Annotated in this window: 23 protein-coding genes; 14 read left to right on the forward strand and 9 right to left on the reverse strand. The window is 68.5% G+C overall.

The genetic code is table 11. The annotated features are described in order from the left end of the window. The first annotated feature begins 24 nt into the window (after positions 1-24). Positions 25-3228, forward strand: coding sequence for an AAA family ATPase (locus tag JK358_RS16715; RefSeq protein ID WP_201948625.1), 3204 nt, complete (start codon positions 25-27; stop codon positions 3226-3228). 142 nt (positions 3229-3370) lie between these two features. On the opposite strand, the gene JK358_RS16720 is transcribed toward JK358_RS16715, so the two are convergent. From JK358_RS16720 to JK358_RS16740, 5 genes are all read right to left on the reverse strand, one after another. After that, entirely contained in the window at positions 3371-3580 is a 210-nt protein-coding gene (locus JK358_RS16720; protein ID WP_201948626.1) for a hypothetical protein, read from the reverse strand. 17 nt (positions 3581-3597) lie between these two features. Then, on the reverse strand, positions 3598-4140 hold the full coding sequence (locus JK358_RS16725; RefSeq protein WP_372440679.1) for a methylated-DNA--[protein]-cysteine S-methyltransferase: 543 nt from the start codon (positions 4138-4140) through the stop codon (positions 3598-3600). Beyond that, a complete protein-coding gene (locus JK358_RS16730; RefSeq protein WP_201948627.1) occupies positions 4137-5639 on the reverse strand; it encodes a DNA-3-methyladenine glycosylase 2 family protein in 1503 nt (500 codons plus the stop codon). Before JK358_RS16730 ends, JK358_RS16725 begins: the two co-directional genes overlap by 4 nt. Positions 5640-5761: 122 nt before the next feature. Beyond that, positions 5762-5941, reverse strand: a complete 180-nt coding sequence (locus JK358_RS16735; protein WP_201948920.1) for a YbdD/YjiX family protein — start codon at positions 5939-5941, stop codon at positions 5762-5764. A gap of 64 nt (positions 5942-6005) precedes the next feature. After that, the gene (locus JK358_RS16740; protein ID WP_201948628.1) at positions 6006-8354 is read right to left on the reverse strand and encodes a carbon starvation CstA family protein; all 2349 of its coding nucleotides are present in this window, start codon (positions 8352-8354) and stop codon (positions 6006-6008) included. A gap of 333 nt (positions 8355-8687) precedes the next feature. On the opposite strand from JK358_RS16740, the gene JK358_RS16745 reads away from it, so the two are divergent. The 5 genes from JK358_RS16745 to JK358_RS16765 are packed head-to-tail and all read left to right on the forward strand — an operon-like array spanning position 8688 to position 12460. After that, the gene (locus JK358_RS16745) at positions 8688-10025 is read left to right on the forward strand and encodes an ABC transporter substrate-binding protein (protein ID WP_307817564.1); all 1338 of its coding nucleotides are present in this window, start codon (positions 8688-8690) and stop codon (positions 10023-10025) included. Next, positions 10022-10957: a carbohydrate ABC transporter permease gene (locus JK358_RS16750; protein ID WP_201948629.1), complete on the forward strand. Its 936-nt coding sequence runs from the start codon at positions 10022-10024 to the stop codon at positions 10955-10957. The genes JK358_RS16745 and JK358_RS16750 overlap by 4 nt, the downstream gene beginning before the upstream one ends. Further along, the gene (locus JK358_RS16755) at positions 10954-11778 is read left to right on the forward strand and encodes a carbohydrate ABC transporter permease (RefSeq protein ID WP_201948630.1); all 825 of its coding nucleotides are present in this window, start codon (positions 10954-10956) and stop codon (positions 11776-11778) included. The genes JK358_RS16750 and JK358_RS16755 overlap by 4 nt, the downstream gene beginning before the upstream one ends. 53 nt (positions 11779-11831) lie before the next feature. Then, on the forward strand, positions 11832-12047 hold the full coding sequence (locus JK358_RS16760) for a type II toxin-antitoxin system VapB family antitoxin (RefSeq protein ID WP_201948631.1): 216 nt from the start codon (positions 11832-11834) through the stop codon (positions 12045-12047). Next, positions 12044-12460 carry a PIN domain nuclease gene (locus JK358_RS16765; RefSeq protein ID WP_201948632.1) on the forward strand — a complete coding sequence of 139 codons (417 nt, stop codon included), beginning with the start codon at positions 12044-12046 and terminating at the stop codon, positions 12458-12460. Before JK358_RS16760 ends, JK358_RS16765 begins: the two co-directional genes overlap by 4 nt. A 5-nt stretch (positions 12461-12465) precedes the next feature. Here JK358_RS16765 and JK358_RS16770 read toward each other — a convergent pair whose 3' ends face one another. Next, positions 12466-13425, reverse strand: coding sequence for a helix-turn-helix transcriptional regulator (locus JK358_RS16770; protein WP_201948633.1), 960 nt, complete (start codon positions 13423-13425; stop codon positions 12466-12468). 114 nt (positions 13426-13539) lie between these two features. On the opposite strand from JK358_RS16770, the gene JK358_RS16775 reads away from it, so the two are divergent. The 3 genes from JK358_RS16775 to JK358_RS16785 all read left to right on the forward strand — a co-directional run bounded on the left by JK358_RS16775 (position 13540) and on the right by JK358_RS16785 (position 16400). Then, complete coding sequence (locus tag JK358_RS16775; protein ID WP_201948634.1) at positions 13540-14166, forward strand: TIGR03086 family metal-binding protein; 627 nt, start codon at positions 13540-13542, stop codon at positions 14164-14166. Positions 14167-14215: 49 nt separating this feature from the next. Beyond that, a complete protein-coding gene (ychF, locus tag JK358_RS16780; protein ID WP_201948635.1) occupies positions 14216-15295 on the forward strand; it encodes a redox-regulated ATPase YchF in 1080 nt (359 codons plus the stop codon). A 70-nt stretch (positions 15296-15365) separates the two neighbouring features. Next, a complete protein-coding gene (locus tag JK358_RS16785) occupies positions 15366-16400 on the forward strand; it encodes an alpha/beta hydrolase family protein (protein ID WP_201948636.1) in 1035 nt (344 codons plus the stop codon). Here the strand turns inward: JK358_RS16785 and JK358_RS16790 are convergent. Both JK358_RS16790 and sigJ read right to left on the reverse strand, forming a co-directional pair. Continuing rightward, a complete protein-coding gene (locus tag JK358_RS16790; RefSeq protein WP_201948637.1) occupies positions 16394-17569 on the reverse strand; it encodes an NAD(P)/FAD-dependent oxidoreductase in 1176 nt (391 codons plus the stop codon). The genes JK358_RS16785 and JK358_RS16790 overlap by 7 nt on opposite strands. A gap of 82 nt (positions 17570-17651) precedes the next feature. After that, positions 17652-18593, reverse strand: a complete 942-nt coding sequence (gene sigJ / locus JK358_RS16795) for an RNA polymerase sigma factor SigJ (RefSeq protein ID WP_307817566.1) — start codon at positions 18591-18593, stop codon at positions 17652-17654. 181 nt (positions 18594-18774) lie between these two features. Between sigJ and JK358_RS16800 the strand changes: the two genes are divergently transcribed. The 3 genes from JK358_RS16800 to JK358_RS16810 all read left to right on the forward strand — a co-directional run bounded on the left by JK358_RS16800 (position 18775) and on the right by JK358_RS16810 (position 21072). Beyond that, a complete protein-coding gene (locus JK358_RS16800; RefSeq protein ID WP_201948639.1) occupies positions 18775-19164 on the forward strand; it encodes a hypothetical protein in 390 nt (129 codons plus the stop codon). 546 nt (positions 19165-19710) lie between these two features. Continuing rightward, on the forward strand, positions 19711-20385 hold the full coding sequence (locus JK358_RS16805) for a GNAT family N-acetyltransferase (RefSeq protein WP_307817567.1): 675 nt from the start codon (positions 19711-19713) through the stop codon (positions 20383-20385). A gap of 156 nt (positions 20386-20541) precedes the next feature. After that, complete coding sequence (locus JK358_RS16810) at positions 20542-21072, forward strand: hypothetical protein (RefSeq protein ID WP_201948640.1); 531 nt, start codon at positions 20542-20544, stop codon at positions 21070-21072. 1 nt (position 21073) lies between these two features. Here the strand turns inward: JK358_RS16810 and JK358_RS16815 are convergent, their stop codons facing one another. Continuing rightward, on the reverse strand, positions 21074-21547 hold the full coding sequence (locus tag JK358_RS16815; RefSeq protein ID WP_201948641.1) for an MmyB family transcriptional regulator: 474 nt from the start codon (positions 21545-21547) through the stop codon (positions 21074-21076). Positions 21548-21693: 146 nt separating this feature from the next. Here JK358_RS16815 and JK358_RS16820 point away from each other — a divergent pair, with 146 nt between their 5' ends. Both JK358_RS16820 and JK358_RS16825 read left to right on the forward strand, forming a co-directional pair. Next, positions 21694-25230 (forward strand): ATP-binding protein, encoded by a 3537-nt coding sequence (locus JK358_RS16820; RefSeq protein ID WP_201948642.1) that lies wholly within the window; start codon positions 21694-21696, stop codon positions 25228-25230. A 179-nt stretch (positions 25231-25409) separates the two neighbouring features. Continuing rightward, the gene (locus JK358_RS16825; RefSeq protein ID WP_201948643.1) at positions 25410-26030 is read left to right on the forward strand and encodes a CHAP domain-containing protein; all 621 of its coding nucleotides are present in this window, start codon (positions 25410-25412) and stop codon (positions 26028-26030) included. Positions 26031-26091: the final 61 nt, after the last annotated feature.

The raw sequence follows: 26091 nt of genomic DNA on the forward strand, positions 1-26091 counted from the left end.
GGCGGAGAGGGAAGGGAGCGCCGCGTGCGGCTGCATCGACTGGAACTGACCGCCTTCGGTCCGTTCGCCGAGACCGCCGTGGTGGACTTCGACGAACTCGGGGCCGACGGCCTGTTCCTGCTGCACGGGCAGACCGGGGCGGGCAAGACCACCGTGCTCGACGCGATCGCCTTCGCGCTGTATGGCAGCGTGCCCGGAGCACGTGCGGAGAGCAAGCGCCTGCATTCCGATCACGCCGACGACCAGACCCCGCCTCGCGTCCAGCTGGAGGCCACCATCGGCGGCCGCCGCCTGCGGCTGATCCGCACCCCCGAATTCCAGCGGCCGAGCAAACGCGCCAAGAGCGGCTGGGTGCGCGAGAACGCCTCCGCGACCCTGGAATGGCTGGACGGTCGCGGTCAGAACCTCTCGCGCATCCCCGATATCGGCGACGAGGTGCTGCGCCTGCTCGGCATGAGCGCCGACCAGTTCTTCCAGGTCGTCCTGCTGCCGCAGGGAGATTTCGCCCGATTCCTGCGCGCCCACAACGAGGAACGCGAGAAGCTCCTCGAAAAGCTCTTCGACACCGAACGTTTCGGCACCGCCGAACAGTGGCTGGTCGACAAGCGCCGCGCGGGCGGAGCCGATCTCGACTCCCGCAAACAGAGCATCGACCGCCTCATCGCCCAGGTCGGCGTAGCCGCCGGCCTCCCCGCCACCGAAACCGCCGGCATCCTCGAATCCGTCGACTGGTCCCAGCGCCTGCTCGCCTCCGCCCGCACCGCGCTGACGGCCACCACCGCCGAACGCGAACAGTGCCAAACGAATTCATCCCGAGCCCACACCGCCGCCGAAGCCGAGCGCCGCCTGCACGACCTGCACCGCCGCCGCACCGCCGCCCGCGCCCAACTCGACGCCTACACCGCCGGTGCAGCCACCCGCGCCGCCCTCGACGCCGAACTGGCCCTCGCCCGCCGCGCCGAACCGGTCGCCGCCGCCCTCGCCGAGGCCCGCGCCGCCGCGACAGTCCTCCGCCGCCGGGAGACCGACGCCGTGCGCGCCGCCGAGCAACTCGCTGATCGCCTGCTCCAGCCCGCCAGCGCTGAACTGGACGGAACCGGCTGGGCTGCCCTCGATCTCGCTTCCGGAGAACTCGCCGGCACAGACTTCGCCGCCGATCTCGGGGCGCTCGAGCCCGCAGCGGCCGAGAACGGACCGGGCGCTGCGCCTCGACCGGGCGCTACGCCTCGACCGGGCGATGCCTCCGGGGCGGGCGATGCGGTCGAGCGCCACGCACCGCGCGGCCTGGAGGCGGCACTTCGGGGGTGGAGCGCGCAGATCGGCGCCTTGGACGAGGTGCGGTCGGACGCGGAATCGGCCACCGCCCTCACCGGTGAGCTGGCTCGATTGCGAACCGAGCAGTCCGAGCTGGCGGGGCGAATCACGGAATTGCGGCGGCGACGGGACGCGGTGCCCGAAGCGCTTGCGGGCGTGCAGGTTCGGTTGCGCGAGTCGACCGACGCGGCGGCCGGACTGGCCGCCGTCGAGGCCGAGTGCGAGCGGTTGCGCACCGCGGCGAAGGCGGCGATCGAGTTGGAGCAGCGGCGCGGTGAGCTGGCGCGGGCCGGCGCGGCGTTCGAGGCGGCGCGGGTGGCGCATCTGGACGCACGGGAGCGCACGCTCGCACTGCGGGAGCAGCGGTTGGCGGGGATGGCCGCCGAGTTGGCCGTGGCGCTGGTGGCGGGGGAGCCGTGCGGTGTGTGCGGATCCGAGGACCATCCCGCGCCCGCACGGGCGACCGCACGGGCCGTGTCGAAGGATGCCGAGGACGCGGCGCTGGCGGATGAACGCAAGGCCGAGGCGGCCCGCGATCGCGCGGGGCAGCGGGTGGCAGAGCTGGAGCGGGCCATCGAAGTGCTGGTCGAACGTGGAGGGGACGCCGACAAGGCGGAATTGGCTGCCGCGCTGAATGATTCGGCCCAGCGGCAAGCCGAGGCGCGCAAGCTCGCGAGCCTGGTCGACGGCCTGACCGCCGAGTTCGAGCGGCTGCGCGCCGAGGAAACCCGTCTCCAGGACGATCTGCGTGAGTGCGAAAGCCGCGGTAGCGCGACGATGGAACGCGTGGTCGCCACCGACCGGCGGCTGGCCGAACTGACCGAACGCCTGCGCGCGGCCGCGGGCGCGGACGGCACCGTCGACCGCCGCCGCACCCGATTGGAAGCACTGGTCGCCGCGGCCACCGCCGTCCGGGAGATGCGTGCCGAGGCCGCCACCGCCCGCGAGCAGGTCGCCGTTCTCGCCCTGCGTGTCGAAAAGCTCTCGTACGAAGCGGGTCTCGTCGAATCGGCGCCACCGGTCATGGGCGAGTCCGGCCCCGACTACACCGTGCTGGCCGAGTACGCCCGCGCCGTCGACGCCGCCTCCCGCACGGCGCGGCAGCAGGCCGATATCGAAGCGAAGCTGGTCGAAGCCGATCGCGCCCGTGCGCACGCGGAGGCGGTGCTGGCCGAACCCGAGATCCGATCCGCCCCCGAGCCCGGCGATCTCCAGGCAGCGGAATCAGCTGCGGCCCAAGCCCAATCGGCGCTGGAACACGCGGTCGCCGCCCACGCCGAGGCCGCCCGCCGAGTGGAACAACTCGAAGACCTGTGCGGCCAGCTGTGGGCCGCCGTGGACCGCATCGCCCCCCTGCAGAAGGCCCACGACGAACTCTCCCGCCTCGCCGACGTGGTCTCCGGCCGTGGCGAGAACAACCGCCGCATGTCGCTGCGCTCCTACGTCCTCGCGGCCCGCCTCGAAGAGGTGGCCCTCGCGGGCTCCGTCCGCCTCCGCCGAATGTCCGGCGGCCGTTACGAATTCGTCCACACCGACGCCGCCGGCTCGCACGGCCGCCGGGGCGGCCTCGGCCTCGACATCCGCGACGACTACACCGGAGCCATCCGCCCCGCCAAAACCCTCTCCGGCGGCGAAACCTTCATGGCCTCCCTGGCACTCGCCCTCGGCCTGGCCGATGTGGTCTCCGCCGAATCCGGTGGCCTGGTCATGGACACCCTCTTCATCGACGAGGGCTTCGGCAGCCTCGACGCCGACACCCTCGACGCCGTCATGGGCGTCCTCGACGAACTCCGCTCCGGCGGCCGGGTGGTGGGCGTCGTCTCCCATGTGGACGAAATGCGCCAGCGCATCCCCAGCCGCCTGCACGTGATCCGCGGCCGCACCGGCTCCCGCCTGGAGACCACTGTCGCCTGATGCGTCACCGATATGAAGCAGCCCTGAAGGTCTTGTCTGGGCTCTGCTGGGCGGCAATGGGGCTCGGCCTCGTTCCGGTGCTGTCGGTCGACGCGGTCGGGTGGATCCGTATCCCGGCGGATTCGACTGACGCACAGGCGATCTACTCCGTTGGAGCCGCCTGGTCGTAGTAGACGGTTATCGACGGCCAGGGGCCGTCCGCGGTGATTTCGGTGTGCATGATCAGATCGCTCACCGTCACGTCGCCCAGGCTCTCGATCGTGGCCGCGACCGTGCGCAGTAGCCGTGGGATGTCACCCTGTCCGGGACCGGCCGGATTGGCTTGGGAGAAGTGATTGATGGTGTAGGCCATCGGCGATTTATACCGGTTCAGTCGGCTTCGTGGGCGATGAGCCAGCGCTTGATGTCGAGGCCCCAGCGGAAGCCGCCGAGAGTGCCGTCGGTGCGGATGACGCGATGGCAGGGGACGAAGAGGGCGGCGGCGTTGCGGGCGCAGGCGTTGGCGGCGGCGCGGGTGGCGGCGGGGCGGCCGGAGACGGTGGCGTAGTCGGTGTAGGTGACGGGGTTGCCCGCGGGGATCTTGCGGAGGATTTCCCAGGCGTGAACCAGGAACGGGCCGGAGAGCTGGCGGACCGTGATGGCGTCGATGGCGGTGAGATCGCCTGTGTGGTAGGCGGTTACGGCTCTGGTGACGGCGCCGAGGTCGGTGTGTTCGCGGAGTTCGGCGGGGCGCAGGGTGGGGTGGATGAGGGGGCGCAGCGTTTCGGCGTCGGCGGTCCAGCCGGAGGCGAGGACGGCGCCGTCGGCGTCCACCAGGGCGGTGAAGGGGCCGATGGGTGTGGTGATGGTGCTGAAATCGGCTGTGGTCGAAGCGGATTGCGAACCGGTGGGGGATGCTGCGATGGCGTTCACAGGGAGGTTCTCGCTTTCCGGGCGCCGGCGGCGCCGTCGGGGGTGGGTGCGGGGTTGGCCAGGGCGTGCTTCCACAGGTGCATGGACAGGTAGGAGCGCCACGGCGACCAACGCGCCGTATCGGTGAGGTCGATGCCGAGCAGGTTCGCGCCACGGCGGACGACCAGGTCGGTGTGCAGCAGAATGTCCGGATCGGCGAGCAGCCGCATGGTGACGTAGTCGGCGGTCCACGGGCCGACACCGTCCAGGGCCAGCAGGTCGCGGCGCAGGTCGGCGGGGGTGCGGCCGGAATGCAGGACCAGGTCGCCGGTGGCCAGGGCGCGCGCGGCGGAGACGATCGCCTCCACCCGCCGGGCCGGGCCGGTGAGCACTTCCGCGCCGCGTTCGGCGATGACGGCGGGGGTGGGGAACAGGTGCGGGATGGGCCCGGAGATGGATTCGCCGAGATGCTGCACCAGGCGGGCGGTGTGGGTGTTGGCCGCCGCCACCGAGATCTGCTGCCCGATCATGGTGCGCAGCAGGAGTTCCGGGCCGTCGAGGCAGCCGGGCACCCGGATGCCGGGGGACAGGGTCAGCGCGTCGAGCGCACCGTCGGTCATACCGGCGGCCAGCGCCTCGTCGATGCCGATCGGGTCGGCGTCGAGGTCGAGGAAGTGGCGCAGCCGGGCCACGGTCGGGGCCAGGTCGCGCATATCGTGCAGGGTGAGTGAGGCCCGCACGTGACCCGGCTGCACGGATAGCCGGATCGTGGTGTGCCCGTGCGGGGTTCGCAGGCTGCGCGTGTAGACGCCGTCTTCCCAGGACTCCAGGCCGGGCGTGGTGTGCGCGGCCAGGAACCATTCCACCCAGGACTTGTCGAGCGGTTCCCGGTACGCAAGTCGCAGTGTCAGCAGGCCGTTGGTGGTGGGCAGCGTATCCCCGTTGCGGCGGCGCGATTCCTCGCGCAGCGTGGTGGGGCTGACGGCGAACACCTCGCGCACGGTGTCGTTGAACTGCCGGATGCTCGCGAAGCCGGCGGCGAACGCGATATCCGACATGGGCAGCCGGGTGGTCTGGATGAGCAGGCGGGCGGTGTGCGCGCGGTGTGCTCGCGCCAGGGCGAGCGGTCCGGCGCCGAGTTCGCTGGTGAGCACCCGGGTGAGCTGGCGTTGCGAATAGCCGAGCGCGTCGGCCAGGGCGGGCACGCCGCCGCGTTCGATGACGCCGTCGCCGATCAGGCGCATGGCGCGGGAGGCCAGGTCGGCGCGGGTGTTCCACAGGGGTGACCCGGGAGCGGCGTCGGGCAGGCAGCGGCGGCAGGCGCGGTATCCGCACTGTTGGGCGGCCGCGGCGGTGGGTAGGAAGGTGACGTTGGCGGGTTTCGGGGTGATAGCGGGACAGGAAGGGCGGCAATAGATTCCGGTAGTGCGCACCGCTGTCACGAACTGCCCGTCGAACCGGGAGTCCCGGGTTGCCACGGCGCGGTAGCAACGCTCGAAATTCAAGTCGTTCGCACTCACGCTGTCCACGATGTCAGTCCGCGGCGTACCGCGCTAGCGGAAATCCGCCATCACAGGGGCGGAAATCGGCCATGGCACGGGCTGTCAGTGAATCAGCACTGGAGAGCAGCCCCGACGGGCGCTCAACAGCACCGATTCTGCGGATTGCGCTCGGAGGCGTCGTGCCGCTGTCGCCAGTACTCGCGTTCGCTCGGCACCGCCGTGTCCGGGTGACGCAGTCGCTGATGCTGGACATACCGCTGATAGTCGTTGCCGCCCAGGATCGAGTCGAACCACCAGATCACCGCCCGCACGACCCGCAACAGCGCACGTCCCGCCGACCGCAGGGGGGCTGCGGTCGGCGGGACGGTCGGTTCACTCATACCTCTAGTGTGCGTGTGCCGAGCCCGGCGCTCGCACCTTGCCCTCGGCGATCAACGCGTCCCACTCCTTCTGGACTTCCTTCTCCGCAGGTGAGGCGATGAAACCGCTGGGTCCGAAGATCTTCGACGGCTCCTCCGGCGTTTCGGTGGTCTCGCTGCCGCCCTTGCGGATGGCCCGCACGCACACCACCACGCCGACGACCGCGACCACCAGCACCAGCACCGCGAACACGATCGACAGCGACCCCTGGATGAAGGTGTTGCGCACGATCTTCTCCAGATCCGAGATCTGCTTCTCCAGTGCCGCCGCATCGGCGACGCCCTTGGGCAGGGTGCCCGCGTCCCGCGCCGCCTCGTACGCGTCGAGCTTGATCTTCGCGTTGTTGTGCGAAGTCCAGTAGCCGATCTTCGGATCGCCCGAGAAGATCTTCTGCCAGGAGGCGGTCATGGTCACCAGCAGATCCCAGAACAGCGGAATCGCCGGAATCCAAGCCCATTTCAGCAGGCCCTTCTTCACCACGATCACCAGCACCACGGTCAGCGCGACCGCCGCCAGCAACTGGTTGGAGATGCCGAACAGCGGATACAGCGTGTAGATGCCGCCCAGCGGATCGGTGACGCCCATGAGCAGCACCGAACCCCACGCCGCGACCACGATCGCCGAGCACAGCCACGCGCCCGGACGCCACGACGCGTCCTTGAACTTCGCGAACGGGCCACCCAGGTTGCCCAGCGAATCCGACACCATGAACCGGGCCACACGGGTGCCGGCGTCGATGGTGGTGAGGATGAACAGCGCCTCGAACATGATCGCGAAGTGGTACCAGAACGCCTTCATGCTCGCGCCGCCCAGGAACTGGTGCAGCACCTCGGACATGCCGACCGCCAGCGTCGGCGCGCCACCGGTGAGCGAGACGATGCTCTTCTCACCGATATCGGCGGCGGCCTGGTTCAGGTCGTTGGCCGTGATCGGATCACCCTGCAGCCCAAGGCCGTTCACATAGGTGGCCGCACCCTCCGCCGTCTTGCCGGTGAGCGCGCCACTGGCATTCATGGAGAAGTACAGGTGCTGGTCGATGATGCTCGCCGTCACCATGGCCATGACCGCCACGAACGACTCCATGAGCATGCCGCCGTAGCCGATCATGCGCGCCTGCGACTGCTTCTCCAGCAGCTTGGGCGTGGTACCCGAGGACACCAGCGCGTGGAAACCCGACAGCGCACCACACGCGATGGTGATGAACAGGAACGGGAACAGGCTGCCCGCGAACGCCGGACCATTGCTGTTGCCCGCGAAATCGGAGACCGCCGGGGCCTTCAGCACCGGCATGGTGATCAGGATGCCCACCGCCAGCAGCGCGATGGTGCCGATCTTCATGAAGGTCGACAGGTAGTCGCGCGGGGCGAGCAGCAGCCACACCGGCAGCACCGAGGCGACGAAGCCGTAGCCGATCAGCAGCCACGCGATGGTGGTGCCCGTCAGCGTGAACCAGTCCTGGCCCCAACCGGATTCGGCCACCCAGTTACCGGAGACGATGGCCAGCATCAACAGCGCGAAACCGATGATCGACACCTCGCCGACCTTGCCCGGCCGGAGGAAGCGCAGGTAGATGCCCATGAACAGGGCGATCGGGATCGTCATGGCGATGGAGAAGACGCCCCACGGGCTGCCGCCCACCAGCTCGCCCGTCACCGGATTCTCCTGCGCGGCCAGCGCGTTCACCACGACGATGCCGAGCACCGCGAGCAGGATCATCATGATCACCAGTACGGCCACGATGGCGGCGATACCGCCCACCACGCCCAGTTCGTCGCGCGCCATCTGGCCGAGCGAGCGGCCGCGGCGCTTCACCGACGCCCACAGCACCAGGTAGTCCTGGACCGCGCCCGCCAGCACCACGCCGACGATGATCCAGATGGTGCCCGGCAGGTAGCCCATCTGCGCCGCGAGCACCGGGCCGACCAGCGGGCCCGCGCCGGCGATGGCGGCGAAGTGGTGGCCGAACAGGACCCGGCGGTCCATCGGCATGTAGTCCTTGCCGTTCTCCATGGCCTCGGCCGGAGTAGCGACGTCGTCGCGCGGCTTGGTGATCTTCCATTCGATGATCCGCGCGTAGAACTGGAAGGCCAGTACATACGTACAGATCGCGGCGATCACGATCCAGACGGCGTTCACGTTCTCGCCGCGGACGAATCCGACTATCGCCCACGCGATGGCGCCGAGTACGGCGATGGCCAGGAAGATGCCCTTCTTGGCCGGGGACATGGGCGTCCGGTCCACGACTCCCACGGGCGGCAGATCAGGATCTGTCCGTAGGTACTCGATGGACGGGCGCTTCTCTAGGGTCGCCATGCGACAACTCTCCCGTGCGGTCCAGCGGTTCTATCTGAAATGAGGACAACGTAGCGGAACCTGCATATGTTTTTGGCCGGTTTTCACAGCCGTTCATGTAGTTCCGTACCGCTGGGTACGGGTGGCCCGGCGGACGTTGTGCCGGCGGGCGGGGGTGGTGCTGTCCGGCGTGGGGTTCCCGGCGAGTCCGCGTGTTTACCGCGTGTCGCTGGTAGCTATCCGTATGCTGCCATGCTGGTTCGAGACCTGCGTCACGTGGTCCCATGAATTTCACTCTGTGGGATCGGGCCTCGGAATCCCATTCGGCAGCACCGCGGCGACCGGAGGTGAGGCGTGACCCGACCGCTCGATCGGCGGACACCGCTGCGGTTCGATCGGCGGACACTGCTGCGGTCGGCGGCGGCGCTGTCGGTTGCGGCGGCCACCGGCTCCTGCGCGGGCGGGGATGACGACGCGGTCACCTTCTTCTTCCAGGCGCGACCGGAGGAGGCGCGGGCGCGGCAGGTCATCATCGACGAATTCCACCGGCGCAGACCGGATATCAGGATCCGGACCATCCTGTCGGGGCCGGATCCGCTACAGCAGATGCTCACCTACTGTGCGGGCGGGAAGTGCCCGGATGTCCTCATGGCGTGGGAACTGCTGTACGCCGGGCTCGCGGAACGCGGTGTGTACTCCGACCTCCGGGAGTTCCTGGATCGGGATCCGGAGTATGCCGCCGCGCTGCACGCGGACGGATACCCGGCGCTGCGGGACACCTTCGTGTGGCGCGGCGGGCAGTACGTGCTGCCGGAACAGTGGTCGGGGGTGTTCCTCTACTACAACCGGAAACTGTTCGAGGAGGCGGGAATTCAGCCGCCCGGCAGGTGGGGCTCGGCGTGGTCGTTCGACGAGTTCCTGACCGCCGCGCAGGCGCTGACCCGGCGCGACGCCGACGGGCGGACCCGGCAGTGGGGGTTCGCGGACGCCTGGGTGCCGTACTTCTCGGCCGCCTGCTTCGGGATGAACAACGGCGCGGAATGGTTCAGCCCGCCGGTGCGGCCCGCGCGCACCAATCTCGGGGATCCGCATTTCGCCGACGGGCTCCAGTTCTACGCCGATCTGGCGGTGCGGCATCGAGTCGCGCCGAGTGTCGGTGACCGGCAATCGGTTTCGGCGCAGGATCTGTTCCGGGGCGGGCAGGCGGCCATGCTCCTGGGCGGGCACTGGCTGTACTCCGAGTTCGCCGGGCGCGATGATCTCGACTTCGATGTGACGGTGCTGCCGGTCGGCCCGCACGGGGGACCGGGGGCGATCACCGATGTGGGCAGCACCGGGCTGGCCATCGCGGCGGCGAGCCCGCGACGCGAACAGGCGTGGGAATTCGTGAAATTCGCGACCGGGCCGGAGGGGCAGGCCATCATCGCGAAATCGGGACTTTTTGTGCCGGTGTTGAAATCCGCCATGGATTCACCCGGATTCGCCGAAGCGCATCGTGGGATCCGGAATCTCGCGGTGTTCACCGAAGGGCCCGCGCATTCCCGACAGCTGGCGGTGACGCCGCTGTGGGGGAAGGTCGAATCGCTGCTCGAACGCGGGTGCAATCGGGTCCTGCGTGGTGCTGCCACCGCCGCCTCGCTGGGCGGCGCAACCACCATCGGCATCGACGAATTGCTCAGGGCGGCACCATGATCGGATTGCTGACCAAGCCGGTCACCGCCGCTGCCGAACGGAAGGCATCCGCGCTGGAACGACGACGAGCCCGTGCGGGCGTCTGGTTCGTCGCCCCCAATCTGGCGGCCGTCGCGGTGTTTCTGCTGTTCCCCCTGGGGTTTTCGCTGTATCTGAGCTTCCACTCGTGGGATCTGTTCAGCCCGCCGCGATTCATCGGGCTCGACAACTATCGACGCCTGGCCTCCGAGGATCCGCTGTTCTACATCGCATTGCGGAATACAGCGGTGTTCACCGTGCTCACACTGATCCCGACGGTGATGATCAGCCTCGCGGTGGCGGGACTGCTGAATCGAAAACTGGCCGGTATAGGCATCTTTCGCACCATCGCATTCCTGCCGCTGGTGGCCTCCACGGTGGCCATGGCAGTGGTTTTCCGCTTCCTCTTCGCCAGTACCGACGGCCTCGCGAACATGATGCTCGGCTGGATCGGCCTCGGCCCGATTCCCTGGCTCACCGACCCCGACTGGGCGCTGTTCTCGCTGAGCCTGGTGACGGTGTGGAAAAGCGTCCCCTTCGCCACCGTCATCCTGCTCGCCGCCATGCAGGGCATCCCCGAAAACCTCTACGAGGCAGCGAAAATCGACGGCGCGGGCGGTCTCCGCCGCTTCCTCTCCATCACCGTGCCGCTGATCCGCGGCGCCCTCTCCTTCGTCTTCGTCATCACCATCATCAACTCGGTCCAAGCCTTCGATCAGGCCTACGCCCTCACCGGCAGCAACGGCGGCCCCGAAACCGGCACCTACGTCCTGGGAATCATGCTGTTCCAGAACGCCTTCCGCTTCTACGAGGTCGGCTACGCCTCCGCTCTGGCCTGGGTGATCTTCGCAATCCTGCTGGCCCTCACCCTGATCCAACTCCGCATCTCCCGCCGAGCCGAGGCCGACCGGTGACGCGCCGCCTCACCCAGAGCATCCTCATCTACCTGGCCCTGGTCGCGGTGGCCTGGTGCGCCCTCGCCCCCATCCTCTGGGCGGTCTCCGGATCCCTGAAACCCGAAGGGGCACTGTCGGATCCGAACCCCCTCCCGGCTTCCCCGCAGTGGTCCAACTACAGCGAGGTCTTCGCCGCCATCCCCCTCGGCCGCATGCTCCTCAACACCACGATCTACGCCGCCTGCGTCACCGCGGGCCAGGTCTTCTTCTGCTCCCTGGCCGGCTACGCCTTCGCCCGCCTGCGCTTCCCCGGCCGCGAGACCCTCTTCCTCGCCTACCTCGCCACCCTCATGGTCCCCCTGACCGTCACGGTCATCCCCCAATTCCTCCTCATGCGGGCCTTCGGCTGGATGGACACCCCCTGGGCGATGATCGTCCCCGGCCTCTTCGGCAGCGCCTTCGGCACCTACCTCATGCGCCAGTTCTTCCGCACCCTCCCAACAGAACTGGAAGAAGCAGCCACCCTGGACGGCTGCACCCCCTGGCAAACCTACTGGCGCGTCCTCCTCCCACACGCCCGCCCCGCCGTCATGGTCCTGGCAGTCCTCACCTGGATCACCGTCTGGAACGACTTCCTCTGGCCCCTCATCATGATCCAGCGCAACGAATACGCCACCGCCACCCTCGGCCTGGTCCGCCTCCAAGGCCAATACACCACCAACTGGCCCCTCCTCATGTCCGCCGCCACCCTCCTCCTCATCCCCCTCCTGGCCCTCTACGCCATAGCCCAACGCTCCTTCATCCGAGGCATAGCCATGTCCGGCCTCGGCGGCCGCTGATCTGATATCCTGGACGTCCGAACCGGAGTTCTCGGATATCCAGGAGGTGCCCGATGGCATCGAAAACGCCGATCGAGATCGACGAGGAAGCACTAGCCATTGCGGCTGAGGTGCTGGGGACCAAAACCAAGAAGGACACCGTGAATGCCGCCCTCCGTGAGGTCGGTCAGCGCCTTGTGCGGGTTCGTGCGCTCGCGCGCCTGGGTGAAATGGCAGATCAGGGTGACTTCGACGAATTCATCGACAACAAGGCGGCGTATCGGCGGTGACTCCTGCCCTCTATCTGATCGATACCTCTGGTCTTTTCCGCATCCTGCAGGGCAAGTACCGGCAGGCCTGGGTGGATCAGCTCACGGCCGGGGTCATTGCCACCTGCCCGGTCGTCGAGCTCGAATTCCTCTACTCGGCAAGGTCTTTGGCGGATCGACTCGAGAAGAGACGTCTGCTCGGTGATCTGTTCGGCTGGGTACCGATGTCCGAGCGTGGATTCGAACGCGCCGACGAAGTTCAGCAACTGATGACAGAACAGGGCCTGCATCGTTCCGCCGGTCCGATCGATCTGCTGATAGCCGCGACGGCCGAACACCACCGCCTGACGATCCTGTGTGACGACCGAGATTTCGCGTCGATCAGTCGAATCACGCGGCAACCGGTCGCCTTCGTCGGTGACGTCCGCGCGTAGCCGGATCAGGGTGATTCCGGTGGGAGGGCGGAGGTGTAGCGGCGGGCGAGGGTGCGGATGTGGGTTACCAGTTCGGGTGGGCTGTCCACGCGGAAATCCATCATGAGCATGCTGAGGTAGATGGCGATGGTTTCCATGGCGTCGGCGCCGGTGAAGAGGTGGCAGGTAGTGGCGTCGATGGGTTCGACCACGCCGACCGCGGGGTTGATGCGGGCTATCACGGTGTCGGCGGGGGCCAGGACGGTGATGCGGGCGTGGACTTTCCAGCCGGTGATGGCGATGTAGCGCATGACGAAGGCGACCAGGTCCGCGTCGGGGAGGGCGCGCGCGGCGAAGGGGCGGTCGGCGGATTCGACCGCGGTCATATTCGCTACTGGAAGGGCCTGCCAGGTGTGGTTCTGCAGGCTGTAGGCGACCAGGTACCAGCGGCGCTGCCAGTTGATCAAGCGGTAGGGCTCGAGTTCCGCGCCGTCGACGCGGAGGGTGCGGGTGGCTCGGATGCCTGTTGCGAGGACGGCGAGGGTTTCGGCGGGGACGGGGGCGTCGGGTTCGCGGGAACCGGTGGTCGCGGGGCCGATATCGGTGGCGGAGCGGAGCGCTGTCACCTTGCGCTGCAAACGTTTCGGCATGATCCGCTCGAGTTTCGACCAGGCTCGGCCCATGTGCTCGCCGATATCGGCGATGCCGAGGGAGCCGTCTTCGGCCAGGCCGAGTGCGACCGCCACGGCCACCGCCTCGTCGTCGTCCAGGAGTAGCGGCGGCATGGTTCTGCCCTGGCCGAGGCGGTATCCGCCGACCGCGCCGCGTTCGGCGTGCACCGGATAGCCGAGGGCACGCAGACGGGCGATGTCCTGGCGCAGGGTGCGGTCGGTGACGCCGAGGCGTTCGGCCAGTTCGCGGCCGGTGTAACCGCGATCTTGCAGGAGGGACAGCAGGCGTAGGGTCCGGGTTGTGGTGGAGGTCACATTCGCGACTTTCGACAAGGCTGCGGAATTAGGAAGAAAACCAGCCTAATGAGGTCATACCTTTATCTCAACGGATCGCACCGCTTGAACGAAAACACTTGAGAGGCAAGACAAATGAGCATCAACCCGAACGCCGAGACCAACCCCGCCGTCGCCCTCGCCCCCGTCTGGCGCGATGTCCTCGCCACCTCCCACCGGGCGCTCACCGACGCCGTCGCCGGTGTCCGCCCCGACCAGTTCGACCTCCCCACCCCGTGCTCGGAGTGGACCGTCACCCAGGTCATCCAGCACGCCGCCGGCGACCAGCTCGCCTACGCCGCGGCCCTCGGCATCGGAAACGGCCCGTCCTACAACCCCTTCGAGCCCTCCGGCGCCCTCGACGGCACCGCCGCCGAGCTGGTCCGCGTCGCCGTCGACGAGACCGCCACCGCCTGGGCCACCGTCTCCGACGACACCGAAACCGTCCCCACCCCGCTGCCGCACGGCGAACTCCCCACCCCCGTCGCCGCCGTCATGTGCGCCCTCGACGCCGCCGCGCACGCCTGGGACATCGCCATCGCCACCGGCCAGCCGTCCCCCCTCACCGAGGAACTGTCCGGCCACCTGCTCACCGCCGCGACAGGTCTGATCGAGCCCCTCCGCCAGTACGGCGTCTTCGCCGACATCATCAAGCCCGAGGCGAGCGCCACCCCCGTCGCCGACGAGCTGCTCGGCTACCTCGGCCGCACCCCGCGCGCCTGAGCTGCCCGCGTCCGGGCAGGCCGAACCCCGCCGGTAGACTTACCGACTCGTGAGTCTCACCCTCGGAATCGTCGGCCTGCCCAACGTCGGAAAGTCGACGCTCTTCAACGCGCTGACCCGCAACGACGTGCTGGCCGCGAACTACCCGTTCGCGACCATCGAGCCGAACGTCGGCGTGGTGCCGCTGCCGGACCCGAGGCTCGACAAGCTCGCCGAGATCTTCGGTTCCGAGCGCATCGTGCCCGCCGTCGTCTCCTTCGTGGATATCGCGGGCATCGTGAAGGGCGCGTCCGAGGGTGCGGGGCTGGGCAACAAGTTCCTCGCCAATATCCGTGAGGCCGACGCCATCTGCCAGGTCGTGCGCGTCTTCGCCGACGACGACGTCATCCACGTCGACGGCAAGGTGGATCCGCTCAGCGATATCGAGGTCATCGAGACCGAGCTCATCCTGGCCGACCTGCAGACCTTGGAGAAGGCGGTTGTCCGCCTCGACAAGGAAGCCAAGGTCAAGAAGGACCGCAAGCCCGTCGCCGACGCCGCCAAGCAGGCGCAGGAATTCCTCAACGAGGGCAAGACCCTGTTCTCGGTGCGCGACAAAATCGACACCGACCTGCTGAAGGAGCTCTCGCTCCTCACCATCAAGCCCTTCCTCTACGTCTTCAACGCCGACGAGTCGATCCTCACCGACGAGGACAAGAAGGCCGAACTGAAGGCCGCCGTCGCCCCCGCCGACGCGGTGTTCCTGGACGCCAAGGTCGAAGCCGAACTGCTCGAACTCGACGCCGAATCCGCCCTGGAACTCCTCGAATCCATCGGCCAGACCGAACCCGGCCTGCACGCCCTCGCCCGCGCCGGCTTCCACACCCTCGGCCTGCAGACCTACCTCACCGCAGGCCCCAAGGAAGCCCGAGCCTGGACCATCCACCAGGGCGACACCGCACCCAAGGCCGCCGGCGTCATCCACACCGACTTCGAACGCGGCTTCATCAAAGCCGAAATCGTAGCCTTCACCGACCTCGTCGACGCGGGCTCCATGGCCGCCGCCAAGTCCGCCGGCAAGGTCCGCATGGAGGGCAAGGACTACATCATGGTCGACGGCGACGTCGTCGAGTTCCGCTTCAACGTCTAGCGGAGGAACAGGGTAAACCTCCGGGTCTTCCCGGATGTGCGTACCGAATTCCTGCTCCTACAGTTCCTGCATGCGATTTGCACTTGTGGTATTGCTGTGCGCGGTCGTCGTGGCGGGATGTGCGTCGACGAGTAATTCATCGGACGAGACCTATCACTCGATAGACGTGACGATGCGGAATGCGGGAACAACCATCGGCGGCACCCTGACCGTTCCCGATCAGGGTGGCCCGTTTCCCGCGGTGGTATTGGTGCCGGGCGGTGGAAAACAGAACCGGGACGAGGAATTCGCCCAGCACAAACCCTTTCTGGTGCTGGCCGACGCATTGAGCAGGGCGGGGTACGCGGTTCTTCGAACGGATGACCGTGGCGTCGGCGCGACGAGCGGTGACAAGAGCGAGTCCTCCTACGACGATTTGGCGTCGGATGTTCTGGCGCAGATCGCCTTCCTCCGTGAACGGTCGGATATCGACCCCGCTCGGATCGGCGTCCTGGGCCACAGTCAGGGCGGGGCGTTGGCGCCCCTGGTAGCGCGGAAAGCGCCGGACAATGTGGCATTCGTCGTGCTCATGGCAGGTCCGGCGCAGACCGGGTGCGAGGTGCTCAAACATCAGATGCGCGTCCAGCTCCAGGCGGCCGGGACCACCTCCGCCGATCGCCTGGCAGCCGGCGACGCCGCCATCCACACCGAATGCGACCTGCTCCGCGCCGGCAATTTCGACGAAGCGCGAAAGAACGCCCGAGCGGCCAATCAGCAGCTGCCGGAAGCCGAACGGGCCCCGGACGAAAGTATCGACAAGGCGATCAACCAGGAATACGCATCCCAGTCGACCTACGACCCCGAACCGGCGCTGCGAGCCCTTCGAATTCCCACTCTCGCATTGTTCGGCACCAAAGACGTACAGGTCGACGCCAAAACAAACGATCCGCTCATGCGCACCTTCCTGGCAGACAACCCGAGGGCGACCGTACACACTTTCGAGGGCGCCAATCATCTCATGCAATCAGCGGAAACCGGAATGCCGGACGAATACGCGAGAATAGAAACCACGATGGATCCGGCAGTCCTCGACTATCTGAAAAACTGGCTGCACGCGAATCAGTAGGAGACGAGGCGGCCGGTGGCGATTCGGCGGCGGCGGCTCGGGACCAGCAGGGTGGGGTGCTTGACGCTCCAGCCTGCGACCGTGCAGATCAGTTCCTTCTTGCGGGCGCCCTTGCGGCCGGTCGTGACCTTCGAGGTGGGCTCGTCTTCGTTGGTGAGGTCCTGGATGATGGCGTCGCCGCGGCCGAGGCTGATGCACTGGCTGTTGTAGCCGATCAGGGCGTCGGGGGCCTGCCGTCCGGTCAGGTGGGCGGCGATGGCGTCGGCGCCCTGCCAGGCCATGGGGTAGGCGGTGGCGCAGCCCATGCGCAGGGCTTTGCCACCGTAGCCTGCCGCGTGCGCGGCGTCGCCTACGGCGTAGACGTTCGCGTGCGAGATCGAGCGGAGAGTGGCGTCGACGACGATGCGGCCGTCCGGGGAGACGGTGAGCGTGCTGGCGGCGGCGATCGGGTGCGCGGCGAAACCGGCGGTCCAGACGGTGGTTCCGGCGAGGATCTCCGCGCCCGAACGGGTGCTGACGCCGTCCTCGGTGACCCGGATGACGTCGGCGCGCTCGTGGACGGTGATGCCGAGACGCTCGAAGGCGGCCCACAGGTGGGTTTGCGCCTTTTCGTCGAGCCAGTCGCCCACGCCGCCGCGCGCGGCCATGGCGACGGACAGGTCCGGGCGGGCCTCGGCGATCTCGGTCGCGGTTTCGATGCTGGTCAGGCCGCCGCCGACAATCAGGACGGTCTCGCCGGCCGACAGCTGGGCCAGGCGCTCCCGCAGCCGCAGCGCGGCCTGCTTGCTCGCCACATTGTGGGCATGCGCGGCGACGCCGGGCACGCCGAAGTCGGCGATGGCGCTGCCCAGGGCGTACACCAGGGTGTCGTACTCCAGGGTCTCGGCGCCGTTCTCGCCGATCAGCTCGACGGTGTTGCGGTCTGCGTCGACCGCGTCGACCCGCGCGATCCGCACCTGAATGCCGGTGCCCGCGAACACCTTCCGCAGCGGGCGGACCGGCAGCTCCTGCCCGGCGGCGAGCTGGTGCAGGCGGATCCGTTCGACGAAATCGGGATCGGCGTTGACCACGGTGATCTCGACGTCGTCGCGGTGCAGCCGCTTGGCCAGGCGGCCGGCGGTGGTGGCCCCGGCGTACCCGGCTCCGAGGACGACGATGCGGTGCTTCATGGGGGTGGCTCCTGTCTCGGTGGGTTCGGTACTTGAACCGGACAGGCTCACGAATGCTGACAGCGGCCGACTGTGATGTGGGTCACCACAGATCGGGCAGCGGCTCCCGGGGTGCGGAGGCGGCCCACTGCCGGGTGGCGTAGGCCAGTTTCTCCGGGTTGGCCTGGGCGTGCACATCGGCGATGCCGTCGGCGGTGACATCCAGGACCACCATGCCGACCACCTGCTCCTCGTGCACCAGCAGCAGTGCGGGCATGCCGTTGGCGACGGCGGCGTACAGCGCGGGCTTGCCGCCGAGCCGGGCCCACGTGCCGTTCGACGGTTTGATCGCGAGCCGCACGAACCGGGCGATGCGTTCCGCGCCGTACAGCGGACGGTTCAGCGTCGGGATGAATCCGCCGCCGTCGCCGATGATGGCGGCGTCGTCGGTGAGCAGCGCGACCAGCGTGTCGGTCTGCCCGCTGACCGCCGCGGCCAGGAACTCCTCCACGATCCGGCGGGCGGCGGCCTCATCGACCTCGATCCGCGCCCGTTCCATCGAAAGATGCTGTTTGGCACGGCGATAGACCTGCTGGCAGTTGGCCTCGGTGATGTCCAGCAACTCGGCGACCTCGTGATGCGAATAGCCGAACGCCTCCCGCAGCACGTACACCACGCGTTCCTTGGCGGTGAGCCGCTCCATCAGCGTGAGCATGGCCATCGACACCGACTCCCGCTGCTCGACCGTGTCGGCCGGGCCGAGCATCGGCCCACCGGCCAACACCGGTTCCGGAAGCCATTGCCCCACATAGGTTTCCCGGCGCGCGCGAGCCGAGGTGAGCTGGTTCAGGCAGAGATTGGTGAGCACCTTGGTCAGCCACGCCTCCGGCGTGTCCACATAGTCGCGGTCGGCGGCCTGCCAGCGCAGATAGGTTTCCTGCACCGCGTCCTCGGCGTCACCGGCCGAGCCCAGCAAGCGGTAGGCGATCGCCTCCAGGCGGCTCCTGGAGCTTTCGAACAGATCGGCCTCGCGCGTGAGCAACATGTCCGCCATGGTCGGACATACGCACCCGTCGTGTCCACCGGTGCGAGACCCACCACACTCCCGCCGGAACCCGCTCGCCGGTGGCGCACGCGGGTAACGGTCGCGGTGGCGGCATCGTAATCTGTTGCGGTGCCGTCGTTTGCCGCGCCGCACATCTTCTCGCTCCAAGGGGGTACACGCTGTGTCCAGATCTGCCGTCGCCGTCGCCGTCACGCTCGGCGTCGTGATGCTGGGTGGCTGTTCCACCGAGTCGCCGTCGGGCACCGGCGCTCCGGCAACCACCACCTCGACGGGGTCCACCTCGGTGACGGCGAGTGGGGAGCTACCCGGCGGCCTGCCCTCGGGCCCGACGGCCCTGCGCGCGAAGACGTGCACCGATTGGGCGGAGTTCTTCACCCAGGCCACAGTCACCGCACCCCAACTGGATCCGAACTGGACCCCGGCGATCGCCGTGAAGGGCATCGTCAAGGAGATGGGCGAATCCCCGGAGTTCACATCCCTGTCGCCCGCCCAGCAGGCCGCGATCGTCGCCGGAGTCGAAGACGCCGCCACCGGCAACTGCCCGAGCTAACCCCGGCGCGGATATTCGGTCGTGGTCGCTCGGTGACTACGACGGGCCGCAGAGTCTGCGGTGGGGGTACGAGCTGCTGCGGGACGGGTTCGGGTGGAGCCGGGGGAGGTGTGCGCTGTGCTTCCCGAGGAGGAGCGCAGGTTCGGGGGGCAACTGCGGCGCGGGCGGAAGGTGCTGTCCCACAAGCGATTCGCTGGAACGCTGACCGAGGACAGTTGTCGATACCTGCACGGCACCCATGGGCTGCCCCGGGATCTGGTGGACAGTGTGCTGGATTTCGGGTGTGGGGCTAGTTGATCTAGGGTTGGGGTGGGTGGACGGGCGCGTCCGGGGGACGCGAGAACCGCCCGATGCGACACGCTCGGCGGCCGAGAATATTTGCGCGCCGCCTTCCTTGCTGTGCGCCGGTGTTCCGCTATCGTTCATCCAACTATTCGATGCTGCTACTGGCGCGCCAGGGCTGGTTCGTCCTCATCCGGAGCAGATAGCCGGGGCGGCACCTGCCTGAAACGGGCCTCCACACCGTCTCCGAAAGATCGAGGCAACGTGCCCATACCCGTTACTCTCGCCGGTCGCCTGGTGCGGCTGGAACCCCTTGCGCCCCAGCATGCTTCAGGGCTCGCGGAGGCGGCGGCGGGGAATCGTGACGACTATGCGTACACGCCCGTCCCGCATGGTGCGGACGAGGCGCTGGAGTATGTGTCGCAGGCGCTGGCGGGCACTGCCGCCGGGGCATCGCTGGCGTTCGCGATCATCGCGATCGCGAGCGGTCGTGTGATGGGGTCCACTCGGTTCACGCGGTTCGATTACTGGCAGGGGCCGGTGGTCTGGCCGCACGTGCACGGGACTCCGATGGGTGATCCGCTGCTCGCCGTGCCGGACGCGGCCGAGATCGGCAATACCTGGCTCTCGCCCGAGGCGCGGGGCGCGGGCATCAATCTGGAATCGAAGTTGCTGCTGCTTGAGCATGCCTTCGAGGTGTGGGGAGTGAAGCGCATCGCCATGCGGGCCGATGTGCGGAACCTGCGCTCCCGCATGGCCATCGAACGGCTCGGGGCCACCAGCGACGGGGTGCGCCGGGCGCATTCGCGCGGGCTGGACGGCGAGGTGCGCAGCACGGCCTTCTACTCGATTCTCGAGGAGGAGTGGCCGAGTGTGCGGGCCACCATTCACGGGCAGCTCAGTGCGCGGCCGCTGCGCAATCGGCTGATGCCCGCCTGAACCTCGGCGAAAAGACCGACCGGTGCGATCCGGGTTCCGTGACTATAATTCCGGTATCGCACTGGTCGGCGTCGAGGAGATTCGTCCGAGTCGTGTGACTCGGCGACCGGCATGACTCGGAAATGAAGCCTGCACCCTTTTCGAAGGACGAAGCGCATGCCCGACCCCATGCACACCAAGGTCTGCCTCTCGGACGGATTGTCCGGATCACCCGTACTCAGCCTGTTCCTGGTTCCCGAACCTCGGGTTCCCGGCGGCAGCATGCTGCATCTACTGGAACAGACGCCGATGGCGGGCGGGCGAATACCCCGGCCGAACCCGATCCTGATCGACTGGCTGCAGGCGCGGGCGTCCCGGAGACCGGCCATCGCGACGCGGTTCACCGAGTTCCGGCCCGGACTGCACGATCCGCACCGGGTGCATGCCGTGCTGCACGATCATTTCATCGCCGACCCGCTGCCCATGGGCCTCGATATCGACGATCCCGATGAGCTCACGCGGCTCGCGCTGCTGCCCGAACACACCTTGGGGCCCAGGCGAATCGACGACTTCCACGATCGCGCGGTGCGCCGGGCCATGCTCGCGGTGTACCGGCATTTCGGCGTGGACCGCCGGATTCCGCTCATGTACCACGGCTTTGCCGAGCCCGAGGACGGCTGGTTCGAGGTGCCCGCCGCCCAGGCCTAGTTCAGTTCGCGGGCACCAGCGTCAGCAGCCGCCACGGCCGCTGCGGCGAGTCGAAGCGGAAGGTGCGCAGGTGGTAGGCGGTGTGCTCGGTGTGCGGCTCGCGGAAGGTCATGGTCTTCTCGCTGAAGTCCTCCGGGTCGGCGTCGGTGTGCCACAGGCGATCCCAGTCGGGCAGTCGCCGGCACAGTGCGACGATCTCCGCGTAGCGCTCGGGCGGGGTGACGCCCTCCGCGCGGCGGAAGGCCGAGATCAGGCGCAGGGCCTCGGATTCCCAGTCGTCGAGCCGCAGCCGCGCCATCGGTTCCAGCATGAGCCCGGTCAGGAGGTTGGCGCCGGGGCCCGCGCCGGGGAAGGTCTGCTGGAAGGGGAGGTTCGCGTCGAATACGTCGTACGCGTCGTCGTGCAGGCAGGCCGGATGCGGAAAGCTGTGCAGCAGGACCAGTTCGGGTGACGGCGGGTCGGCGGGGTCGAGCATCCTGGCAGTGTGCGTGACGGGTCTTGGTGCGGACTTGGCGTCGGGTTAAGTCCGGTCACAAGACTGGGTGTGCCGCAGTTTTTCTGCCTATATTTAAGATCCTGTTTGGTCTGGTTTCGAATTGGGTACGGGGGACGTTCGAAGATATGGCGGTCACGCGCATCGGTGTCCTCGGACCCTTGCACATCACCATCGACGGTCAGCGGGTGCCGCCCGGCGCGCCCATGCAGAGCGCCGTCCTCGGCCGCCTGGTCGCCGCGGGTGGCCGCGTCGTCACCACCGATCGGCTCATCCACGACCTGTGGAACGGCGACCCGCCGACCAAAGCTGTTGCCGCACTCCAGGTTTACGTGCACAACCTGCGACGGGTGTTCGAACCCGACCGGCCGCGGCGGGCCCGCTCCCGCGTCATCGTCTCCGAATCCCACGGCTACGCACTGAATCTGGAGCCGGCACAGGTGGATTCGTGGCAGTTCGAACAGCTGCTGCACGGGCACGAGGCCGCCATGCGCGATCCCGCCGGACGGCCGGACCCGCTGGAGCAGTGCCGGGTGCTGGACGCCGCACTGGACTGCTGGCACGGCACGGCCTTCGAATCCTTCGCCGGAATGCCCTGGGCGGCACAGGAGTCCGCGCGGCTCGCGGCGCTGCGGCTGACCGCCGCCGAACTGCGCGCCCAGGCCGCACTGGAGATGAACCGCCCAGCCGAAGTCGTGCTCGCTCTGCGCCATGTCTTCGAGGAGCATCCGGGCCGCGAGGAATGCGCGCGACTGCTGGCGCTGGCCCACTACCGGCTGGGGCAGTCCCTCGAGGCGCTCGCGACGGTGCGGCGCAGCCGGGAATTCCTGACCTTGGAATTCGGGGTGGATCCCGGACCGGGGCTGCGCGATCTGGAGACCGCGATCCTCACGCACTCGGTGGACACCGACCCACCGCCACCGCCGGTGGTCGTGCGGACGGCCGAACCCGCGCCGGAACCGGTGCTGGACAACGGATACGGCGAACAGCGCGCGGCGATCCTGGCCGCCGCCGAAGCCGCTGCGGCCGGTCGGGTGCGGCTCATCTGGCTCGCCGGTGAGGCCGGAGCCGGGAAGACCACCCTCGCCGGAGCCGTGGCCGCACAGCTGGCAGAACGCTCCTGGGCCACGGTTTTCGGACGCTGTCCCGAGGTGGAGGGCGCGCCGCCCGCCTGGGCCTGGGCCGAGGTGCTCACCGCACTCGACGCCGCCGACCCCGAAACCTTCACCGCCGTGGACGCTTTCACGCTCGCGCGGCGGGTGGTCCGGTCCTGCCGGGAGCGGTCCGCGACCGGCCCGGTCGCCATCGTGCTCGAGGATGTGCACGGTGCGGACACCGCCACCCTGCAGGTACTGCGGCAGGTGGTGAACTGGCTGCGCGACCGGCCCGTCCTCATCGTGGCCACGCTGCGCGGCACCGAGGCCGGGCCGGGCGTGCGTGATACCGCGGCCGCCCTGGTCCAATTCGATTCCGACCGAGTCGAACTCACCGGGCTGGATCTGGCGGGCACCCGCTCCGCCGCCGCGGCGGCCGGGCTCACCGCACTCGACGACCGTACCGTCGAACTGCTGCGCCGCCGCACCGGCGGTAATCCGCTGTTCGTCCGCGAGCTGGCGAAACTCGTTGCCACCCAGGGCAGTACCGATGGCCTCCCGGACAGCGTCCGCGACCTGCTCGGCCGCCGCATAGCCCAGCTGCCGCTGGATGTGACCGAACTCCTGCGGCATATGTCGGTCTGGGGCGAGGACAGTGATGTCAGCACGCTCACCGCGTCCACCGGCCGCTCCGCCGACACCGTCATCGACCTCGTCGACACCGCCGAAACCGCGCGCCTGCTCCGCACCGAGCGCAGCGGCCGCATCACCTTCGACCACGCCCTCATCCGCGAAACCGTCTACTACGGCATCCCCACCCTGCGCCGCACCCGCATGCACTGGTCGGCATTCGAACTCCTCTGCGCCGCAGCGGCATACGACGATCCGCGGACTCGCCCGGATGCTTCGGCGGCGGCGCTCGCCGTGAACACGCCGGTAGCCGACGCTTCGGATTCGTCGGGAGCTGCGAACGTGCGGACCCCGCTCGAAAGCACGTCGGTTCCCGCCACGCCGGGCGCGAGCTTCCTGGACGCGTTCCGGCCGCTCGAGAGTCAGTCGGCAGTCGAGCGCACGATCGTGCGGGTGCGGGATATCGACGCCATGGCGCATCATGCGGCGCTCGGCGCGGACACCGAAACCGCCGCGCTGGCATTGGAATTCGTGCGCGCGGCGGCACGGCAGTGTGTGGAACGGCGGATGCGGGCAGACGCGGTACGGCGGTGGCAGTCGGTACTCGCGTTGCACGAGCTGGCCGGCGACACCGCCTCGGACGCGGCGCGGGCCGATCGGCTCGCGGTGCTGGAGGCGCGATGTGAGCTGGTCACGGCGCTCGCCTACAACGGGCGGCACGTCGCCGCGCGGGCGGAACGGGAACGGGCGGTGGATCTGGCCGAATCTCTGGGCGGGACAGAGCTGCTCGCGCAGGCTGCCACGTGCTGGCCGACGCCGCTCCTCTGGGCGGTTCACGATCTGCACAGTGTGGATCCGCTGATCCGGGAGCCGCTGCGTGTGGCGCTGGATGATCCGGATATGCCGGTGGCGACGCGGGCCCGGTTGCTGGTCACCCTGGTGGTCGATCGGGGCTACGAGGATCCCGCCGCCGCGCACAGCATGGCCGCGCAGGCGTCCGCGCTGCTGGATCGGGTCGACGATCCGGAACTGCATTGCACGGTGCTCAACGCGCAGGCGTTCGCGGCCTTCGTATCCGGCGGCTTCTTACGGGCGGAGGAATTCAAACAGCACGCGGCGCAGATGCTTCGGATCGCCACGGCCGCTCAGCTCACCGAATTCAGCGCGCTGGCACACTATCTGCTGTTCCGCGCCGATCTCGCGGACGGTGATCTGGTCGCCGCGGACGAACACGCCAGGCGGGCGAGCGCGTATGCCGGCGACGGGCAGCTCCGCCACCTGCTGGACGACATCGCGCCTTTCGAGATCATCCTGGAACTGTTGCGCGGCAACATCTCCGAAGCCGAACGACTGCTCGCCGAGCTGCCGGTGGCCGTCGGCGAGGATCAGACGACTCCCGTCGAGGACGCGGTGGTCGGGCTCGTTCGCGATCCCCGTGCGGTCCTCGTCGGCCTCAGCGTCTCCATCGCCTGGCTACGTGGTGACATGTCCGCCAATCTCGAGGAGCTCGCGGTCCGCGCCGCTGGGAATCCCGGACTGTTCGGCGACGGGTACGCCGCGGCGCTCATCCACGCCGGGCGCAGGGACGACGCGCGGCGCGTTCTCGCCGAAGCCCCACCCATCCGAACGCAATTCGAGTCCAGCTTCCTGCTTGGCCGGGCTCGGCTCGCGCTGGCGCTGGGCGATCTGGTCCTCGCCCGCGAGATCTACGACCGGCTCGCCCGATACAGCGGTACGGTCGGCGGACTCGAAACCGGCGCGTGTGTCTTCGGCCCGATCGATGTGATCCTCGCGGAGCTGGCCGATGAACTGGGCGAAGCCGCCCGCGCCGCCGAATACCGCGCCTCCGCGCGCCGCCTGCAGGACCGGCTCGCCGTCGACCTGGACCGGCTCGCCGGTGAACGCGTCGCCCGCACCGGCGGCGGCCCGGCGAGTGCGTAGCGCCGGACCGGCCGTCCCTCGAGTGCGGAACCGGACCGCGGGCGCACCCGTGTGTGGAGAAACTGTGCGGAGATCGTGCGGATTCACGCCGCGCCCCGCGATTCGGGAACACGCCGCGGGGTCTCACTCGTCCAATAGGGGGAGCCCGAAGGACGGGCGACACTCCGGGGAGGGGATCGATGTCCGTGCAGCAGGAGCAGGCGCAGCAGACCGGTCGGGGCAGACGCTGGATCGTCACGGTCGCGGCGGTGCTGGCCGTGCTCGGCCTCGCCGTGGGCGGCGGCGTGTGGTGGTGGCAGCAGAACGGGACGCTGTTCCCGCTGGCGGGGGAGCGGCTGCGGGAGTTCCCGGCCGTCGACCGCAGCGCACTCGAACCCGCCCAGGCGCGGATCGTCGATGTGCTGCAGCAGGAATACGAGCGCCAGCATCCCGGGACGAAATACTCCGAGGGCATCGACGAACCCTGGTGCGCCGACTTCGTGAGCTGGGTCATGCGCGAGGCGGGGCAGCCGCTCGCCAATCCGAATTCGGGATCGTGGCGAATTCCGGGCGTCTACACGCTCGAGGAGTTCTACCGCGAAGAGAACCGGTTCGCCCCCATCGACTCCGGATATCGCCCCCGCGTCGGTGACGTGATCATGTACTCCGACTCGAGCCCGTTCAACCAGCACACGAATATCGTCATCGCGGTCGATGGCGACAGCGTGACCACCGTGGGCGGCAATGAATTCGGCAAGATCACCATTCACGAATACCGGCCCGCCGACGTTTCCGGCCTGGTCGGATACGGATTGTTGTGAACGACACGGTTCCACATTCTGGAAAGACACGAGACTGTAGGTAGGCCGCGGGCGCGCTTCC

Origin of the sequence: Nocardia acididurans (assembly GCF_016741815.1) — a bacterium.
Lineage (GTDB): Bacteria > Actinomycetota > Actinomycetes > Mycobacteriales > Mycobacteriaceae > Nocardia > Nocardia acididurans.